Origin of the sequence: Streptococcus sp. Marseille-Q4154 (genome assembly GCF_916700545.1) — a bacterium.
Classification (GTDB): domain Bacteria; phylum Bacillota; class Bacilli; order Lactobacillales; family Streptococcaceae; genus Streptococcus; species Streptococcus infantis_I.
The window spans coordinates 850,196-865,332 of the sequence record NZ_CAKAKN010000001.1 but is presented as its reverse complement, the minus strand read 5'-3'; the positions used below and the strand labels follow the sequence as shown (position 1 = coordinate 865,332).

18 protein-coding genes are annotated in these 15,137 nt (G+C 38.4%); 14 read left to right on the top strand and 4 right to left on the bottom strand.

Translation table 11 applies throughout. From position 1 onward, the window contains the following. The 12 genes from prfA (at position 1) to msr(D) (ending at position 12,143) form a co-directional block, all read left to right on the top strand. Positions 1–1,080 (top strand): peptide chain release factor 1, encoded by a 1,080-nt coding sequence (gene prfA / locus LG369_RS04370; protein WP_006148466.1) that lies wholly within the window; start codon positions 1–3, stop codon positions 1,078–1,080. Continuing rightward, positions 1,080–1,916, top strand: coding sequence for a peptide chain release factor N(5)-glutamine methyltransferase (gene prmC / locus LG369_RS04365; protein ID WP_049494951.1), 837 nt, complete (start codon positions 1,080–1,082; stop codon positions 1,914–1,916). Before prfA ends, prmC begins: the two co-directional genes overlap by 1 nt. Continuing rightward, a complete protein-coding gene (locus LG369_RS04360) occupies positions 1,900–2,502 on the top strand; it encodes an L-threonylcarbamoyladenylate synthase (RefSeq protein ID WP_225750374.1) in 603 nt (200 codons plus the stop codon). Before prmC ends, LG369_RS04360 begins: the two co-directional genes overlap by 17 nt. A 1-nt stretch (position 2,503) precedes the next feature. Then, positions 2,504–2,950, top strand: coding sequence for a GNAT family N-acetyltransferase (locus tag LG369_RS04355; protein ID WP_225750373.1), 447 nt, complete (start codon positions 2,504–2,506; stop codon positions 2,948–2,950). Continuing rightward, the gene (gene glyA, locus LG369_RS04350) at positions 2,947–4,203 is read left to right on the top strand and encodes a serine hydroxymethyltransferase (RefSeq protein WP_225750372.1); all 1,257 of its coding nucleotides are present in this window, start codon (positions 2,947–2,949) and stop codon (positions 4,201–4,203) included. Before LG369_RS04355 ends, glyA begins: the two co-directional genes overlap by 4 nt. Before the next feature lie 6 nt (positions 4,204–4,209). Beyond that, entirely contained in the window at positions 4,210–5,184 is a 975-nt protein-coding gene (locus LG369_RS04345) for a nucleoid-associated protein (protein WP_225750371.1), read from the top strand. Beyond that, positions 5,184–5,786, top strand: a complete 603-nt coding sequence (locus tag LG369_RS04340) for a lysozyme family protein (RefSeq protein WP_075567521.1) — start codon at positions 5,184–5,186, stop codon at positions 5,784–5,786. Before LG369_RS04345 ends, LG369_RS04340 begins: the two co-directional genes overlap by 1 nt. Before the next feature lie 81 nt (positions 5,787–5,867). Continuing rightward, positions 5,868–6,842, top strand: coding sequence for a DUF1002 domain-containing protein (locus tag LG369_RS04335; protein ID WP_225750370.1), 975 nt, complete (start codon positions 5,868–5,870; stop codon positions 6,840–6,842). Between the two features lie 74 nt (positions 6,843–6,916). Then, positions 6,917–8,272, top strand: coding sequence for a 23S rRNA (uracil(1939)-C(5))-methyltransferase RlmD (gene rlmD / locus LG369_RS04330; RefSeq protein ID WP_225750369.1), 1,356 nt, complete (start codon positions 6,917–6,919; stop codon positions 8,270–8,272). A gap of 514 nt (positions 8,273–8,786) precedes the next feature. After that, positions 8,787–8,957, top strand: coding sequence for a hypothetical protein (locus tag LG369_RS04325; RefSeq protein WP_000873143.1), 171 nt, complete (start codon positions 8,787–8,789; stop codon positions 8,955–8,957). Between the two features lie 385 nt (positions 8,958–9,342). Further along, complete coding sequence (gene mef(A), locus LG369_RS04320) at positions 9,343–10,560, top strand: macrolide efflux MFS transporter Mef(A) (protein WP_000417519.1); 1,218 nt, start codon at positions 9,343–9,345, stop codon at positions 10,558–10,560. 119 nt (positions 10,561–10,679) lie between these two features. Then, positions 10,680–12,143: an ABC-F type ribosomal protection protein Msr(D) gene (msr(D), locus tag LG369_RS04315; protein WP_000420313.1), complete on the top strand. Its 1,464-nt coding sequence runs from the start codon at positions 10,680–10,682 to the stop codon at positions 12,141–12,143. Positions 12,144–12,260: 117 nt separating this feature from the next. On the opposite strand, the gene LG369_RS04310 is transcribed toward msr(D), so the two are convergent. Genes LG369_RS04310 through LG369_RS04295 form a run of 4 tightly spaced genes read right to left on the bottom strand, consistent with a single transcriptional unit; the run spans position 12,261 to position 13,505 of the window. Next, a complete protein-coding gene (locus LG369_RS04310; protein WP_225750368.1) occupies positions 12,261–12,560 on the bottom strand; it encodes a DUF5960 family protein in 300 nt (99 codons plus the stop codon). Next, positions 12,547–12,915 carry a hypothetical protein gene (locus LG369_RS04305; RefSeq protein ID WP_000567222.1) on the bottom strand — a complete coding sequence of 123 codons (369 nt, stop codon included), beginning with the start codon at positions 12,913–12,915 and terminating at the stop codon, positions 12,547–12,549. The genes LG369_RS04310 and LG369_RS04305 overlap by 14 nt, the downstream gene beginning before the upstream one ends. 12 nt (positions 12,916–12,927) lie before the next feature. After that, the gene (locus LG369_RS04300; RefSeq protein WP_000806926.1) at positions 12,928–13,263 is read right to left on the bottom strand and encodes a hypothetical protein; all 336 of its coding nucleotides are present in this window, start codon (positions 13,261–13,263) and stop codon (positions 12,928–12,930) included. Next, a complete protein-coding gene (locus tag LG369_RS04295) occupies positions 13,260–13,505 on the bottom strand; it encodes a hypothetical protein (protein WP_001813542.1) in 246 nt (81 codons plus the stop codon). Before LG369_RS04295 ends, LG369_RS04300 begins: the two co-directional genes overlap by 4 nt. 369 nt (positions 13,506–13,874) lie before the next feature. Here LG369_RS04295 and LG369_RS04290 point away from each other — a divergent pair, with 369 nt between their 5' ends. Beyond that, positions 13,875–14,195: a TfoX/Sxy family protein gene (locus LG369_RS04290; protein ID WP_225750367.1), complete on the top strand. Its 321-nt coding sequence runs from the start codon at positions 13,875–13,877 to the stop codon at positions 14,193–14,195. A gap of 341 nt (positions 14,196–14,536) precedes the next feature. After that, entirely contained in the window at positions 14,537–15,136 is a 600-nt protein-coding gene (locus LG369_RS04285; protein WP_225750366.1) for a hypothetical protein, read from the top strand. Position 15,137 lies beyond the last annotated feature (1 nt).

The window sequence follows — 15,137 nt, the reverse complement described above, 5'->3', positions numbered from 1 at the left end:
ATGAACATCTATGATCAACTACAAGCTGTAGAAGACCGTTATGAAGAGTTGGGAGAATTGCTGAGCGACCCTGATGTGGTCTCTGATACTAAGCGTTTCATGGAGCTTTCAAAAGAGGAAGCTTCAACTCGTGACACCGTAACCGCCTACCGTGAATACAAACAAGTCCTCCAAAACATCGTTGATGCTGAAGAAATGATCAAAGAGTCTGGCGGAGATGCGGACTTGGAAGAAATGGCCAAGCAAGAACTCAAGGATGCTAAAGCAGAAAAAGAAGAGTATGAAGAAAAATTGAAAATATTGCTCCTTCCAAAAGATCCAAACGATGACAAGAACATCATCCTTGAAATCCGTGGAGCTGCTGGTGGAGATGAGGCAGCACTTTTTGCTGGTGACCTTCTAACAATGTACCAAAAGTATGCTGAAGCCCAAGGCTGGCGCTTTGAAGTTATGGAAGCATCTATGAACGGTGTCGGTGGTTTCAAAGAAGTGGTTGCCATGGTTTCAGGTCAGTCAGTATACTCTAAGCTTAAGTACGAGTCAGGTGCCCACCGTGTGCAACGTGTCCCTGTGACAGAAAGCCAAGGTCGTGTTCATACCTCGACAGCAACTGTCCTTGTCATGCCTGAGGTAGAAGAAGTAGAGTACGATATTGATCCCAAAGACCTTCGTGTGGATATCTACCATGCATCTGGTGCTGGTGGACAGAACGTCAATAAGGTTGCAACTGCCGTTCGTATCGTTCACTTGCCAACCAATATCAAGGTGGAGATGCAGGAAGAACGTACCCAGCAGAAAAACCGTGAGAAGGCCATGAAGATTATTCGTGCGCGTGTGGCAGACCACTTTGCTCAGATTGCCCAAGATGAGCAAGATGCTGAGCGTAAGTCTACAATCGGTACTGGTGATCGTTCAGAGCGTATCCGTACTTATAACTTCCCACAAAACCGTGTCACAGACCACCGTATCGGCTTGACTCTACAAAAACTTGATACAATTCTAGCTGGTAAATTGGATGAAGTTGTAGATGCCTTGGTTCTTTATGACCAAACACAAAAATTGGAAGAATTAAACAAATAATGAAACTAGCTCAAATTTTTAAAGATTTTGAGGAAAAGTTAATAGCACAAGGAGAGGAAGCAGAAAGCCTCTCCTTTGTCTATCGTAGCCTAAAAAATCTATCTTTTACAGATTTCGTCTTTACCCTTCAGCAAGAAGTAACAGAGGAAGAGAAGCAATTTGTGGAGGAAATTTTCAAGAAATTGGCAAATCATATACCCGCCCAGTACATTATTGGACATGCTGAATTTTTTGGGATGCAGTTAAAAGTAGATGAGCGAGTTTTGATTCCTCGCCCAGAGACAGAAGAGTTGGTGGAGCTCATCCTAGCCGAGAATCTAAAGGACAATCTCAAAGTTCTGGATATTGGAACAGGGAGTGGAGCAATAGCCCTTGCTTTAGCGAAAAATAGGCCAGATTGGTCGGTTACGGCAGCGGATATTTCACAGGATGCATTAGAGCTTGCAACAGAGAATGCTAACGCTCAAAATCTAAATCTCTCTTTTATCAAATCTGACTGTTTCTTCGAAATTTCTTCAAAATATGATATAATTGTATCCAATCCACCATACATTTCTCTAGCAGATGAGGTAGAAGTCGGCTTGAATGTTTTGCATTCAGAACCACATTTGGCACTTTTTGCTGACGAGGATGGCCTAGCTATCTACCGTAGAATCGCGGAAGACTCCAAGGACTATCTAAATGATGGTGGTAAGATTTATCTTGAAATTGGCTATAAACAAGGTCAAAGTGTACCGGCTCTCTTTATGAAAAATCTTCCAGAGAAACGAGTTCGAACGCTCAAAGACCAATTTAGCCAAGATAGGATGGTAGTCATTGATGATGGAGAAAATTAAGCAAGAATTGGAAAAGGGTGGAGCAGTAGTTTTGCCGACCGAAACAGTCTATGGTCTCTTTGCGAAAGCTTTGGATGAGGAGGCTGTTGACCATGTCTACCAGCTAAAACGTCGTCCAAGAGATAAGGCACTCAATCTCAATGTTGCTAGTTTAGATGATATCTTGAACTTTTCAAAGAATCAGCCACCTTATTTACAAAAACTTTGTGATAGTTTTCTTCCTGGTCCATTAACCATTATCCTAGAAGCTAATGACAAGGTCCCTTACTGGGTCAATTCAGACTTAACGACTGTTGGATTTCGGATGCCCAGTCACCCTATAACTCTAGAATTGATTTGTGAGTTTGGTCCCTTAATCGGCCCGTCTGCAAATATTTCAGGACATACAAGCGGTGTTAGCTTTAAAGAAATTTTAAAAGACTTGGACAAAGAGGTTCTGGGAATAGAAGATGATGCTTTTTTAACAGGTCAAGATTCGACTATTTTAGACTTATCTAGCGACAAGGTTAAGATACTACGCCAAGGTTCGATAACTCGAGAAGATATCCTTGCCAAGATACCTGAAATTCCTTTTGAGGAGGTATGATATGCTACGTGCTTTGAAAGCAACAGATGTTGCATCGATTTATGAGATTAACAAAGAAGCTTTAGGTTATGATTTTAGCCCTGAGGAAACGGCTAGTCAACTAGCAAAGTTGTCTCAAGACCCCCATCACTACCTACTTGGTTATGAGGGTGATACTAGTCATGAACTAGTTGGTTATATTCACGCTGAGGTTTATGAATCCCTTTATTCAAAACCAGGTTTTAACATCCTAGCTTTAGCTGTTTTGCCTCAAACACAAGGTAAAGGAATCGGTAAAACTTTGCTCCAAGGATTAGAACAGGAAGCAGAAAAACGTGGCTACAAGTTTATACGTTTAAACTCTGCAGACCATCGTATAGGTGCGCATGCATTTTATGAAAAAGTTGGTTATACTTGTGATAAGATGCAGAAACGATTTATTAAGTTAATTAAAGGAGAAAAGCTATGATTTTTGACAAAGATGATTTTAAAACATATGACGCTGATCTTTGGAATGCCATTGCCAAAGAAGAGGAACGCCAACAAAATAATATTGAATTAATCGCTTCAGAGAACGTTGTATCTAAGGCTGTAATGGCAGCGCAAGGGTCAATCTTAACCAATAAATATGCCGAGGGGTACCCAGGACGTCGTTACTATGGTGGTACTGATGTAGTGGATGTTATCGAAACTATAGCAATTGAACGTGCAAAAGAAATTTTCGGAGCTAAATTTGCCAATGTCCAACCTCACTCAGGAAGTCAAGCTAACTGTGCAGCATACATGGCTTTGATTGAGCCTGGTGATACTGTTATGGGGATGGATTTAGCTGCGGGTGGGCACTTGACTCACGGAGCTCCTGTCAGCTTCTCAGGTCAAACCTACAACTTTGTTTCTTATAGCGTTGATCCTGAGACAGAACTCTTGGACTTTGACGCCATCTTGAAACAAGCTCAAGAAGTTCAACCAAAACTTATCGTAGCTGGTGCCTCAGCCTATTCTCACATTATTGATTTCTCTAAATTCCGTGAAATTGCGGATGCTGTGGGGGCAAAACTCATGGTCGACATGGCTCACATTGCTGGCTTGGTTGCAGCTGGTCTTCATCCAAATCCAGTTCCATACGCACATATCACAACGACAACGACTCACAAAACTCTTCGTGGACCACGTGGTGGGTTGATTTTGACGAACGACGAAGACCTTGCTAAGAAAATCAATTCCGCTATTTTCCCAGGTATCCAAGGTGGTCCTTTAGAGCATGTTGTTGCTGCTAAGGCTGTAGCCTTCAAAGAAGTATTGGATCCAGCCTTTAAAGAATATGCTGCTAATGTCATCAAGAACAGCAAGGCTATGGCAGAAGTCTTCCTGCAAGATCCTGATTTCCGTATTATCTCTGGTGGTACTGAAAACCACCTCTTCCTTGTTGATGTAACCAAGGTTGTAGAAAGTGGAAAAGTAGCCCAAAACTTATTGGATGAGGTCAACATTACCCTTAATAAAAATTCAATCCCTTACGAAACATTGTCACCATTCAAGACAAGTGGTATTCGTATCGGAGCGGCAGCAATTACTGCTCGTGGTTTTGGTGAAAAAGAAAGCCGTCAAGTTGCTGAACTTATTATTAAAGCCCTTAAGAATGCAGAAAACGAAGCTGTCTTAGAAGAAGTGAGAAGTGCAGTTAAATCCTTGACAGATGCCTTCCCATTATACGAGGACTAATATTTTATGGATATTTATATCAAGAAAGCCATTATCCATCAGTTCAGTCCTGATGACACAGAGTTGTTCTTGGCGGATAAGTTTCTCAATATCACTCCTAAAATCGAGGAATACTTGCGTAAAAAAGTGGAGCGTGTGTATTCGGATGATGCCAAAACTGGTATTTTTGAAGAGGATAATCCTTTTTTCAATCACATCAAAGAAGATTTAATGGAAACATCTGTTACAATTGCTAATCTCTGGAAAGAGGAATTCTCTGTATCTGAAAACCAAAAGACTAATGACTTGGTTTTTGTCCAGTTTTCAAAAGAGGGAGTAGACCACTTTGCCTTTCTACGAATTGCATTGCGTGAAACCTTGACACACTTGGGTGGCGAGGTTGACAATCCAATCAAACTGACTCAAAATAACTTACCCGGGTTTGGAACTGGAGCAGATGAAGCACTAGTTGTTAATCTTCAAAGTCGCAAATATCACTTGATTGAAAAACGCATTAAGTATAATGGAGCCTTTTTAAACTATTTTTCTGAGAATCTTATTCAAGCACAACCAAAGATTTCACCTAAGAAATCCATTAAGGAACTAGAAAAAACGGCTCAAAAGATTGCCGAAACCTTTAAAACGGATGATTTTCAATTTCAATCCAAGGTAAAATCAGCAATTTTCAATAATCTTGAAGAGAATAATGAGCTTTCTCCAGAAAAATTAGCCAATGATCTTTTTGACAATAATCTTACTGCTCGACTTAGCTTCATTGACCAGGTCAAAGAAGCAGTACCAGAGCCAGTACAGTTTGATGAGATTGACGCCAGTCGTCAGTTAAAGAGATTTGAGAATCAGAAACTTTCCTTGTCAAACGGAATTGAACTCATCGTACCAAACAATGTCTATCAAGATGCGGAATCAGTTGAGTTCATTCAAAACGACAATGGAACATACTCTATCTTAATCAAAAATATCGAGGATATACAAAGTAAATAATGTTTAAATTTATACGAAGAATGCTGGTACTAGCAGTCTTCCTTTTCGCTGGATATAAAGCTTATCTGATTCGTCAGGATGTCAAACAAGTCATGACCTATCAACCCTTGGTTCGCGAAATCTTGAATGAAAGAGATACCCCAGCAAACGAAGAGCTTGTGCTCGCCATGATTTATACAGAAACTAAGGGTAAAGAAGGAGACGTGATGCAGTCAAGTGAATCTGCTAGTGGCTCTACTGATACCATAAACGATAATGAAAGTAGTATTCGGCAAGGGGTTCAAACCTTGACAGAAAATCTCTATCTAGCTCAAGAAAAAGGAGTGGATGTCTGGACGGCCATTCAAGCTTATAACTTTGGACCTGCTTATATCGATTTTATCGCCCAGAATGGGAAAAAGAATACTCTTGTACTAGCTAAACAATACTCCAGAGATACAGTCGCACCTATATTAGGAAATACAACAGGGAAAACCTATCGCTACATCAATCCCATTTCTATTTTTCAGGGTGGAGAACTTTATGTGGATGGGGGAAACTATTATTACTCTAGACAGGTTCAGCTAAATCTCTATATTATGAAAATTTTTAATCTATTTTAAGCACCTAGAATTTCTAGGTGCTTTTATAAGTTTTCTTTAAGAATAGTTTAATATGCTAGAGAAGAAAAGGAGGAACGTCTCATGCGAAAGAAATTCTTTCTGACGAGCGCTGCTGTTCTTTTGGCGGTTGCAACACTGCAAAGCGTTCAAGCAGCAACTAATGTTCAAAAAGTCATTGATGAAACCTATGTTCAACCTGAGTATGTCTTAGGTTCTTCATTAACGGAAGATCAAAAAAATCAAACACTTAAAAAACTTGGCTACGATGCCTCTAAAGATACAAAACAGTTGAAAACTATGACACCGGATGTCTACTCAAAGATTATGAATGTTGCAAACGATTCAAGTCTTCAACTTTATTCATCAGCAAAAATTCAAAAATTAGGAGAAAAATCTCCCCTTGAGGTCAAGATTGAGACACCTGAAAATATCACTAAAGTGACGCAAGATATGTACCGTAATGCGGCTGTTACCTTGGGTGTGGAGCACGCGCGTATCACTGTTGCGGCACCAATTCCAGTTACTGGTGAAAGTGCCCTAGCAGGCATTTACTATTCCCTTGAGTCAAATGGTGTAAAATTACCTCAGGAAAATAAAAACTTGGCTCAGGAAGAGCTCAAGGCCTTGTCAGACATTAACGATGAAAACAAGGACAAATCAGGCTTTGATGCCAATAAACTGAACGTAGCCCTTGCCGATATTAAGGCTGCTGTCGCTAAGGCTAAAGAGTCTAAAGGAGAGCTTACTGAGGATGATGTTCGTAAGATTGTCGAAGATACTTTAAAGAACTACAAACTGGATCAAGTTGTTACAGGCAACCAAGTCAATGTCATCATCAACTTTGCCTTTAATCTTTCAAAAAGTGATATTTTAAATAACGAAGACTTTACTAAAACGCTAAAAGATCTGAAACAAAGTATCGTTGCACAAGCAGGTGATAGTTTCAGCAATATCGACCTAAACTTTGATGCCAATAAAGCTATTCAAGACGGTGGAAACATCCTTAGCTCAATTTGGCAAGCTATCCTTGATTTCTTCAAGAGTTTTGGTGCTTAGGTCAATTCATGGTATAATAGATGGTAACAGGATTGTTGCCGTCTTTTTTTATCGGCTTATAGAAAGTGAAAATTATGTTAAAGAAAAATGATATTGTAGAAGTTGAGATTGTCGATTTGACCCATGAAGGAGCAGGTGTTGCCAAGGTAGATGGCTTGGTCTTTTTTGTAGAGAATGCTCTTCCGACTGAAAAAATCCTTATGCGAGTCCTTAAAGTCAACAAGAAAATCGGCTTTGGTAAGGTTGAGGAATATCTTACACAATCTCCACATCGTAACCAAGACTTAGATTTAGCTTACCTGCGTTCAGGCATTGCTGACTTGGGACATCTAGCTTATCCAGAGCAACTCAAGTTTAAAACAAAACAAGTAAATGACAGCCTTTATAAGATTGCAGGAATCACGGATGTAGAGGTTGCAGATACACTTGGCATGGAAAATCCTATCAAGTATCGTAACAAGGCTCAGGTTCCTGTTCGTCGCGTTAACGGTGTACTGGAGACTGGTTTCTTCCGAAAGAATTCTCATGATTTGATGCCACTTGAAGATTTTTACATCCAAGATCCAGTGATTGATCAAGTTATTTTAGCTTTACGAGATTTGCTTCGTCGATATGACTTGAAGCCTTATGATGAGAAGGAACAGTCTGGCTTGATTCGTAACCTTGTCGTTCGTCGAGGACATCATTCTGGAGAAATCATGGTCATTTTGGTGACCACTCGTCCTAAAATTTTCCGAGTTGAACAGTTGATTGAACAAGTCATCAAGCAGTTTCCAGAGATTGTGTCTGTCATGCAAAATATCAATGACCAGAATACCAATGCCATTTTTGGGGAAGAATGGCGAACCCTTTATGGTCAGGATTACATTACGGACCAAATGTTAGGCAATAGCTTCCAAATCTCGGGACCAGCCTTTTACCAGGTCAATACTAAAATGGCAGAGAAGCTCTATCAGACAGCTATTGACTTTGCAGCTTTAAGAGAAGATGATGTGGTAATCGATGCCTACTCAGGAATTGGAACCATTGGATTATCAGTCGCTAAGCATGTTAAGGAAGTTTATGGTGTCGAAGCCATACCCGAAGCAGTAGAAAATAGCCAGAAGAACGCAGAACTGAACGGTATCACCAATGCCCACTATGTCTGTGATACAGCAGAAAACGCCATGAAGAATTGGCTCAAGGAAGGCATACAACCAACCGTTATCTTGGTCGACCCACCACGCAAGGGCTTGACAGAAAGCTTTATCAAGGCAAGCTCCCAAACAGGAGCTGACCGCATCGCCTATATCTCCTGTAACGTCGCCACCATGGCACGTGACATCAAACTCTATCAAGAATTGGGATACGAATTGAAGAAAGTACAACCGGTGGATTTGTTTCCGCAGACGCACCATGTTGAGGCGGTAAGTTTGCTAGTCAAGGAGTAAAACGACGAAGATTAGCATTTACTTCCGCCCATGCGATAGCTGTCCGTGATTGACAAGTGCTAGCACGCAGACAGAACGGAGATAGCGAACCGCTGAGTGTGTCGCTCTGCTCGTAAAAGCTTAGAAACCTTTGAACGAAAGGGATAATGAAAGCCTTGATTGCAAGGCTTTTTGCTTTATGGTGGGTAAGTATCAGAGTGAGAAAATTTTTGGAATGAGTAGAAGTGATAGCTAGAAATTATCAGTTTCTATTTCCATTTACCCTGTGGGTACGTGTTTGTTTCCATTGACAAGGAGTTTGTGGGAATAGAAATGTACCCACCTTGTTTGAATCAAGTGAAGTGTAGTTGAAGGAAATCTGTTGAAAGCAATACTTCATTTTACCGAATAAGTAATAATTTAGGCAACTTCAAATCGATTAAAAAAAACTATTTTAAAGGTTAAGAGTAGACAAAAATTGTCCACTCTTTTTTGCAAACTCAATTTATCAATAAATGAAATGAGGGAATGTAAAATGAAATATTTTGAGGTTGAGTTAGAAAATCCTGATGAATTTTTAAAACTACAAACAGAAGATTTTGTGAAAGCTAATCGCTTGCTACTAAGGAAGATAATCCAGAGCGTTACAGTCTATGAAGAAAACTTCGTCATATCCTTTAAATCTGGCATCGAATTGGAAGTATGAGTCTCATTCCATAACTTTTATATTGAACATATCATCTTGTTGTGTTATACTATAAATTGATATAAACAAAGATGTAGGAGGAACCGAAACTATGACAGCCTCAATGCGTTTAAGATAAGCTGGCAATAAAAAAAGCAGAATCTATACCCGATGATAGGCTTTTTTGTTGTGCTTATTTATACGATATTGAGCATTCATTAGTTACGGTGAGGATATTGGTTATTTAACTATACCTTTATTTAACTATGTCTTTAATATGAATGTTTCCAAATTGTATGTATGCAGACCAAAAGCCACATTGTGGGGTTTGGCCTGCATTTTTTATTGCCTAGAATGCTATTCAAAATAGAAATTCAAGCAAAATAATATGCAGGAGATAATATAAATGGAAAAATACAACAATTGGAAACGAAAATTTTATGCAATATGGGCAGGGCAAGCAGTATCATTAATCACTAGTGCCATCCTGCAAATGGCGATTATTTTTTACCTTACAGAAAAAACAGGATCTGCGATGGTCTTGTCTATGGCTTCATTAGTAGGTTTTTTACCCTATGCGATTTTGGGACCTGCCATTGGTGTGCTAGTGGATCGTCATGATAGGAAGAAGATAATGATTGGTGCCGATTTAATTATCGCAGCAGCTGGTGCAGTGCTTGCTATTGTTGCATTCTGTATGGAGCTACCTGTCTGGATGATTATGATAGTATTGTTTATCCGTAGCATTGGAACAGCTTTTCATACCCCAGCACTCAATGCGGTTACACCACTTTTAGTACCAGAAGAACAGCTAACGAAATGCGCAGGCTATAGTCAGTCTTTGCAGTCTATAAGCTATATTGTTAGTCCGGCAGTTGCAGCACTCTTATACTCCGTTTGGGATTTAAATGCTATTATTGCCATCGACGTATTGGGTGCTGTGATTGCATCTATTACGGTAGCAATTGTACGTATACCTAAGCTGGGTAATCAAGTGCAAAGTTTAGAACCAAATTTCATAAGGGAGATGAAAGAAGGAGTTGTGGTTCTGAGACAAAACAAAGGATTGTTTGCCTTATTACTCTTAGGAACACTATATACTTTTGTTTATATGCCAATCAATGCACTATTTCCTTTAATAAGCATGGAACACTTTAATGGAACGCCTGTGCATATTTCTATTACGGAAATTTCCTTTGCATTTGGGATGCTAGCAGGAGGCTTATTATTAGGAAGATTAGGGGGCTTCGAAAAGCATGTATTACTAATAACAAGTTCATTTTTTATAATGGGGACCAGTTTAGCCGTTTCGGGAATACTTCCTCCAAATGGATTTGTAATATTCGTAGTTTGCTGTGCAATAATGGGGCTTTCGGTGCCATTTTATAGCGGTGTGCAAACAGCTCTTTTTCAGGAGAAAATTAAGCCTGAATATTTAGGACGTGTATTTTCTTTGATCGGAAGTATCATGTCACTTGCTATGCCAATTGGGTTAATTCTTTCTGGATTCTTTGCTGATAAAATCGGTGTAAATCATTGGTTTTTACTATCAGGTATTTTAATTATTGGCATTGCTATAGTTTGCCAAATGATAACTGAGGTTAGAAAATTAGATTTAAAATAAACAATATTGGAGGAATATTTATGTATCTTATTTTCATGTAACTCTTCCTGCTAAAATCGCAGGGTTTTCCCTGCATACAAGCAAATGAAAGCATGCGATTATAGACAGGAGGAAATGTTATGGAATTAATATTAAAAGCAAAAGACATTCGTGTGGAATTCAAAGGACGCGATGTTTTAGATATAAATGAATTAGAAGTATATGATTATGACCGTATTGGTTTAGTAGGAGCAAATGGTGCTGGAAAAAGCACTTTACTCAGGGTACTTTTAGGAGAATTAACTCCCCCAGGATGTAAAATGAATCGTCTGGGTGAACTTGCCTATATTCCCCAGTTGGACGAAGTAACTCTGCAGGAGGAAAAAGATTTTGCACTTGTAGGCAAGCTAGGTGTTGAGCAATTAAATATACAGACTATGAGCGGTGGTGAAGAAACAAGGCTTAAAATAGCACAGGCCTTATCGGCACAGGTTCATGGTATTTTAGCGGATGAACCTACGAGCCATTTAGACCGTGAAGGAATTGATTTTCTAATAGGACAGCTAAAATATTTTACAGGTGCACTGTTAGTTATTAGCCATGACCGCTATTTTCTTGATGAAATAGTAGATAAAATATGGGAACTGAAAGATGGCAAAATCACTGAGTATTGGGGAAACTATTCTGATTATCTTCGTCAGAAAGAGGAAGAACGTAAGAGCCAAGCTGCAGAATACGAACAATTTATTGCGGAACGTGCCCGATTGGAAAGGGCTGCGGAGGAAAAGCGAAAACAGGCTCGTAAAATAGAACAGAAGGCAAAAGGTTCTTCAAAGAAAAAAAGTACTGAAGACGGAGGGCGTTTAGCTCATCAAAAATCAATAGGAAGTAAGGAAAAAAAGATGTATAATGCTGCTAAAACCCTAGAGCACAGGATTGCGGCCTTAGGAAAAGTAGAAGCTCCGGAAGGCATTCGCAGAATTCGTTTCAGGCAAAGTAAAGCATTGGAGCTCCATAATCCATACCCTATAGTCGGTGCAGAAATTAATAAAGTATTTGGGGATAAGGCTCTGTTTGAAAATGCATCTTTTCAAATTCCGTTAGGAGCAAAAGTGGCGTTAACTGGTGGTAATGGAATCGGAAAAACAACTTTAATCCAAATGATCTTAAACCATGAAGAAGGAATTTCTATTTCGCCTAAGGCAAAAATAGGTTACTTTGCACAGAATGGTTACAAGTACAACAGTAATCAGAATGTTATGGAGTTTATGCAGAAGGATTGTGACTACAATATATCAGAAATTCGTTCAGTGCTAGCATCTATGGGGTTCAAACAGAACGATATTGGAAAAAGTTTATCTGTTTTAAGCGGTGGAGAAATTATAAAATTGTTGCTTGCTAAAATGCTCATGGGTAGATATAACATCCTAATAATGGATGAACCCAGTAACTTCCTTGACATACCAAGTTTAGAGGCTTTGGAAATACTAATGAAGGAGTACACCGGAACTATCGTGTTTATCACCCACGATAAACGATTACTCGAAAATGTAGCAGATGTAGTTTATGAAATTAGAGATAAGAAAATAAATCTGAAACATTAAATTTAAGGTAGTCGCTGGTCAGTATAGTCTGTTCTGGTTGGCGACTCCATTGTTAAAGAGTATAAAGACTTTAGATTTTATGAATATTAAAAATAGGAACAGTCAATTGAACTGCTCCTATTTTTCTGCTAAATATATTGTAGTTTTCTTATATGTATAATGATAGATTAGCAGATTCTCATCTACGGTACTTACTTCAAATATGAAGAAGTGATCGCGGTTATCTCTGGACTTTTCCTTATTGAGGACAAAGTAATTCTTACGTGAAGTCGCCATTGTTTTTAGGATATCATCAGTTAGGAAGGTCAATGGAATATTCATGTTAGAGTAGCGGTAGAAGTCACGTTCAAAATCTTGGTAGCTCTCGCTATAATAGTCCATTTGTAGGTGATTACGCTGAAACTCAAGCTGATTCATAGAGCACCTCCTCGACAAGTTCAATACTAATAATGTCTTTTAATTTCAAATTGATGTGACCTGTTGTAGTTTTTATCAAAATGAAATCTTTGGTCAGACTTGGTATTGTTCCAGTGTAGGAAACACGCTTGTTTTTTTCAATCACTTGAATGCGTGTGCGTAGCTGCCCGGCGTATACTTGACTGAGGAGTAATAATTTCTTCTCTAGTGATAAGTCAGACATGTACGTTACTTTGTTTGTATCATCAGAGAGTGCTGATGCATGTTCAGATAGGAAAAAGCCCATCCATTTTTGCATCTTTGTATCCTGGTACTCTCTTGCTGATTGAAATGGTAAATATGAACGGTCAATCATATCAAATCCTTTCTATGCAGAGGCAAGGGTATTTTTATCAAATTGAATCGTAAAACCTTGAATTCCCCCACCTGTGTAACATTCTTTAAAGCGATTGATTACCTCAGTATAGATTATCACAGATGAGCTTGTTGGCTTAATGCTAAATGTAAATTCCAATGGTAATCGGTTTTCAGATTTAGCATGTACTAGTCGTATCGATATTTCAGTTGTTTTGAGTTTTCTCTGACGAAGTTTTGAAGTTGCTGTTTCAACGATTCCATGTAAAAATCTTTCAAGCATTTCAATATCATTACATCCTTTGCTACGGATTTCTGAAAATTGTACTGTATTTTTTTCTTGTTTCATTTTAATCCCTCCAATCCACCCGCGGAATGACCACCGATAAGTTTACTGCGTTCAATATTTCTGGAACCTTCAGTTAGGACGGTTCCTTTTTGTATGGCTAAAAAACCAAACTGTTCTCTGACAACATCAATAGCTGTCTGAAGTCTATTATCTTTTTCAATTTGTTCTACATCATCAAAGAGTGATAGTAGAGTATAGCTTTCATCTACGAAGCCACTATAAGATACACCAATTTGTCTCACTGCACCAGAGGTGTATTTTTTCGGAATAATACAAGTACATGACTCACCATTGTTTTGGGGAGATTTGCGGGTTCAATTTTATTCTGAGCATTTATAGATTTTTTCATCTCAGTCCTAGAATAGCCAATATGAATAGAAACGACAGTAGTCAATACTAGGGCTACTGTTCCGTTCCACAGTATCATTTAAAAATCATTTTCACACCCTTTCGTCTATTAGTATAGAAGAAAGCTCTCAGCACATGTTGAGGCGGTAGCACTGCTTGTACGAGCTACGAAGTAGCATAGTAGAAACGGAAGCCCCACCATATTGAACTAATATAAGTATTAAAAATCCTGTAGACCAATGCAAATTTTGGAGGTGTAGATTATGGCTTCAAGTAAAGAATATTTAGATTTCATTTTAGAACAATTGTCCGAATTGGAAGAAATATCATATAGAGAAATGATGGGTGAGTATATAATTTATTATCGAGGGAAAATCATAGGTGGAATTTATGATGATAGATTTTTAGTGAAGCCTGTCAAATCTGCAATAGCGTATATGCCGAATGTAGAATACGAATTGCCGTATGAAGGTGTAAAGGAAATGCTATTGGTAGATGATGTTGACAACAAAGAATATTTGACCGGCTTATTTAATTCAATGTATGATGAGTTACCTGCACCAAAACCAAAGAAAAAGAAATAATAAAATCTCAGTTTGTCTAGTTAATACCATTTAACGATAACCTTATTCTAAAGTCAAAAAGTTTATAGAACAGACAAGATTACCTGCCATAATTAGTGTTCACTCGTTTCATGCTGAGGCCGTACCACTGCTTGTCCGAGCTGAAGCATCAGCGAAGTAGAAGAAGATGTTCTGCCCATGGGACAGCTGTCGTAGAGTAAGGAATTTACGACGAAACGATGAAGGAACTGAGGTAAATTTATAATAGACTGTGACCGGGAAGTTCCAGTCTTTTTTTGTGTTTTAATGATATAATGAGATTATAAACGTGGATATTGTTTTAATTTTCTGGAGGATGTGTAATGTTGAATTTAGTAAAAGGTCACCAAGTTAGCTTGGTAGAAAACCTATTTGAATCATTTACAAAGTTAACTGAACATCATTTGATGGCGAATGTACACGCAGAAAAAATATTAGAGGTTTTTCAACACTTTATTGTGATTCATGACGAGCCCTTGTTTTTTATTTTGGAATTGCCTGTCAGTATTGATAGAGAAAAAGTGATAGCAAAGAATATTATCAAGGAATCCCATAAGGATGTTTATTATATTGATGGTTGTTCAAGAGAGGAATGCCTAGCACTGTTGATTAGATACGGTGATTTGCTTGTTAATGATGGATTAAGTAAGTTTGGATTTGGTGGGCATAAAAGTCATGATGAGATCATGCTTGATAGTTATAATGTTGTGACAATTTATAGTAAAGAACTATCGAAATTTAATGACTTTTTTGAACCTCATAATATCCAATTTGTAGAAGAACTAGTGACAGCTTGGAAAACTTTTTCTAAGACCTCACCAGGAATCTCTGAAATCTATGAATGTAATGGAAAAACTGTTTATGATTTGCCTGAAGAATTAGCTGAATGGGGAATATATTTAGCTGAAACTCGAACAGAATAGG

Excerpts from the sequence above, each read along its gene's own strand:
- LG369_RS04285 (WP_225750366.1), top strand. The coding sequence starts at position 14,537 with ATGTTGAATTTAGTAAAAGGTCACCAAGTTAGCTTGGTAGAAAACCTA.
- LG369_RS04340 (WP_075567521.1), top strand. The coding sequence starts at position 5,184 with ATGTTTAAATTTATACGAAGAATGCTGGTACTAGCAGTCTTCCTTTTC.
- LG369_RS04325 (WP_000873143.1), top strand. The coding sequence starts at position 8,787 with ATGAAATATTTTGAGGTTGAGTTAGAAAATCCTGATGAATTTTTAAAA.
- LG369_RS04300 (WP_000806926.1), bottom strand. The coding sequence starts at position 13,263 with ATGAAACAAGAAAAAAATACAGTACAATTTTCAGAAATCCGTAGCAAA.
- rlmD (WP_225750369.1), top strand. The coding sequence starts at position 6,917 with ATGTTAAAGAAAAATGATATTGTAGAAGTTGAGATTGTCGATTTGACC.
- LG369_RS04355 (WP_225750373.1), top strand. The coding sequence starts at position 2,504 with ATGCTACGTGCTTTGAAAGCAACAGATGTTGCATCGATTTATGAGATT.
- prfA (WP_006148466.1), top strand. The coding sequence starts at position 1 with ATGAACATCTATGATCAACTACAAGCTGTAGAAGACCGTTATGAAGAG.
- LG369_RS04335 (WP_225750370.1), top strand. The coding sequence starts at position 5,868 with ATGCGAAAGAAATTCTTTCTGACGAGCGCTGCTGTTCTTTTGGCGGTT.
- LG369_RS04290 (WP_225750367.1), top strand. The coding sequence starts at position 13,875 with ATGGCTTCAAGTAAAGAATATTTAGATTTCATTTTAGAACAATTGTCC.
- prmC (WP_049494951.1), top strand. The coding sequence starts at position 1,080 with ATGAAACTAGCTCAAATTTTTAAAGATTTTGAGGAAAAGTTAATAGCA.
- LG369_RS04345 (WP_225750371.1), top strand. The coding sequence starts at position 4,210 with ATGGATATTTATATCAAGAAAGCCATTATCCATCAGTTCAGTCCTGAT.
- LG369_RS04310 (WP_225750368.1), bottom strand. The coding sequence starts at position 12,560 with ATGAATCAGCTTGAGTTTCAGCGTAATCACCTACAAATGGACTATTAT.
- LG369_RS04305 (WP_000567222.1), bottom strand. The coding sequence starts at position 12,915 with ATGATTGACCGTTCATATTTACCATTTCAATCAGCAAGAGAGTACCAG.
- glyA (WP_225750372.1), top strand. The coding sequence starts at position 2,947 with ATGATTTTTGACAAAGATGATTTTAAAACATATGACGCTGATCTTTGG.
- LG369_RS04360 (WP_225750374.1), top strand. The coding sequence starts at position 1,900 with ATGATGGAGAAAATTAAGCAAGAATTGGAAAAGGGTGGAGCAGTAGTT.